The organism is Pirellulales bacterium (genome assembly GCA_035939775.1).
Classification (GTDB): Bacteria; Planctomycetota; Planctomycetia; order Pirellulales; family DATAWG01; genus DASZFO01.
On sequence record DASZFO010000155.1, the window covers coordinates 1 to 2791 of the forward strand.

The 2791-nt window shown below is 61.0% G+C and carries 2 protein-coding genes; both read left to right on the forward strand.

The genetic code is table 11. The features are described 5' to 3' along the window. Positions 1 to 272 precede the first annotated feature (272 nt). Positions 273 to 542: a hypothetical protein gene (locus VGY55_10120; protein ID HEV2970336.1), complete on the forward strand. Its 270-nt coding sequence runs from the start codon at positions 273 to 275 to the stop codon at positions 540 to 542. Positions 543 to 891: 349 nt separating this feature from the next. After that, on the forward strand, positions 892 to 2791 hold a 1900-nt coding region (locus VGY55_10125; protein HEV2970337.1), incomplete at its 3' end, for a YgiQ family radical SAM protein.

Sequence of the window (2791 nt, forward strand, 5' to 3'; positions counted from 1 at the left end):
TAACATGGCCGAGCCCTTGAAAAGATAGTTGGCTTGAGAGATGAAACCGGCCGGCGCCTCGTTCACAATCCAGACTGTTCAGCATATCGCTCGGCCGGGGGCGTTGTCAAAAAAATTCCACGGATGTCCGGGCCGCGGCAAGGCTTCAAGCCGGGGGAGGACATTATTTTAATTGGGACGCTTTTCGGCCGGCTCCAATGGTCCAAAGGCGGTAAGATTTACCCAATCGCACTTGTCGCCCCGATCGCCCGCACACCACGGCGGGGTTTTTCATGCACTGGTATAATGCGGCGATGAGCAAGCCGTTTCAATTCTCGATGCAGAGAATGTTTGTGGCCATCGCCTGGCTCTCCCTTGCGGCGGCCTCCGTAAACGCCTATTCGTGGCTCGGACTCGCTCTGGCCGTGGAACTTGGTACGGTTTCCATTGGAGCGGCCATCGGCACGATGTTTGGCCGGACGATTACTGGCATTCTTTATGCTTGTGGATTGATCGTCGTAATGTTGGCGTCGGTCATCGTTTCGTATTTGGTCATGCCATGACAGTACCCTCAGCCATTTTGTCCTTGACAAATCGGCACCGATATCACCAACCGTGAATGGTGGCCATAGCCCGCGACTATGGGTAAAGGTTAGAATCCATCGTTTGTCACTGAGTTGCTCAGATCGCGGCGATCGCCTCCGTTTCAATCCCGACGCTGGCAGCGTCGGCAACGACTCTTGCTTCTCGCGCTCGATCATGCCCGTTACCGGCTTGCAATCCTTGAACCCTGTTCCTTCGCTGCCGATCATTGAGCGGCCGACGGGAGCTAGTGCGCTCGCAAGTCTGCCGATTCTTGAGCAGATAACTCCACGAGTGTCAGGAACTTATTCGCCCTCGCCGCCGCTGCCGATGTCGCGCGATGAGATGGCGGCGCGCGGGTGGGACCAGGTCGATATCGTGTTCGTGACGGGGGACGCGCATGTCGATCATCCGAGCTTTGCGATGGCCTTGCTCGGGCGGTTATTGGAGAGCGAAGGCTTTCGAGTGGCCATCTTGAGCCAGCCCGATTGGCGCTCGTGCGACGCTTGGCGCACGTTTGGCCGGCCGCGGCTCTTTTTCGCCGTGAGCGCCGGCAATATGGATTCGATGATCAATCATTACACGGCCAATCGCAAAGTCCGCAACGACGACGCCTACAGCCCTGGCGGCGAGATTGGCCGCCGCCCCGATCGGGCGACGCTCGCCTATTGCCAGCGGGCCCGCGAGGCGTTTAAGGGAGTGCCGGTGATCGCCGGGGGAGTCGAGGCCAGCCTCCGCCGCATCGCTCATTACGACTATTGGAGCGACAAGGTCCGCCGGGCGATCGTCCTCGACTGCAAGGCCGACCTGTTGGTGTTCGGCATGGGAGAGCGGCCGATCGTCGAGATCGCTCACCGACTAGCGGCCGGCGCGACAGTTCGCGACCTCCGCGATCTACGTGGTGTAGCCTATCGGCTCGGCGCGAAGGAATCGTCGCCGACCGATGGCACCATCACATTGCCGAGCTACGAGCAAGTCTCGACCAACATCTGGGCCTTCTGCGACATGACCAAGATCGCCCATCAGGAGACCAATCCGCACAACGCCAAGCGGCTGGTGCAGTATCACGGTCCCGAAGCGGTGGTCGTCAATCCGCCGGCCTTGCCGCTTGCGCAATCGGAGATGGATCGCGTTTACGGTTTGCCCTATACGCGGAAGCCGCATCCGAGTTATGGCCGACAGAAGATTCCGGCCTACGAGGTGGTGAAAGATTCGGTGCAGATCATGCGCGGCTGCTTCGGCGGCTGCACCTTCTGTTCGATCACTGCCCACGAGGGCCGGATCATTCAGAGCCGCAGCGAAGAATCCGTGCTCGGAGAGATTCGGCGGATGGCGGCCGACCCGGAGTTTTCCGGCGTGGTGAGCGATATCGGCGGGCCGACCGCCAACATGTATGAGATGAAGTGCAATCGTCCGGAGGTCGAGGCGAAGTGCCGCCGGCTGAGCTGCGTGCATCCCACGATCTGCAAGCTGCTGGGGACCGATCACGGCCCGCTGGTGCAGCTCATGCGGAAAGCCCGCGAGGAGCCGGGGGTGCGGAAGGTGTTGGTGGCTTCCGGTATTCGGATGGACCTGGCCCGCCGCGACCCCGAATACATGCGCGAGTTAGCGACGCACCACGTCGGCGGCTATTTGAAAGTGGCCCCCGAGCACACCGATTCGCAAACGCTGCACTTGATGAAGAAGCCAGGCGTCGAGGATTTTGTCGAGTTCGATCGCGAGTTCAAGAAGGCCTCGGCTGCGGCCGGCAAGAAACAGTATCTCATCCCATACTTCATCGGCAGCCATCCGGGGAGCGGCATCGATGCGATGATCGACCTCGCGCTGTTCCTCAAGCGAAACCACTACAAGCCCGACCAGGTGCAGGACTTCATTCCCAGCCCGTTCGACATCGCAGCCTGCATGTATCACACGGGCCACGACCCGTTCACGCGGCAACCGGTCGCCGTGGCCAAACATTTGCGCGACCGCAAATTGCAGCGGGCGCTGATGCAGTTCTTCAAGCCGGAGAACTATTTCGAAGTCCGCCGCGCGCTCGAGCAGGCGGGCCGCCAGGATTTGATCGGCTCCGGCTGCGATTGCCTGATCCCCATTAAACCGCCGAAGGAAGCCCTCGACGGCCGCCGCCGCCGCGCGAACGAAGCCGTCCGCGAGCAGCAGCAAGGAGACCACATCCGCGGAACTCCGGGCAACGGCTACCGGCCGAAGCGGAAGACGGCAGGGCGGCGGA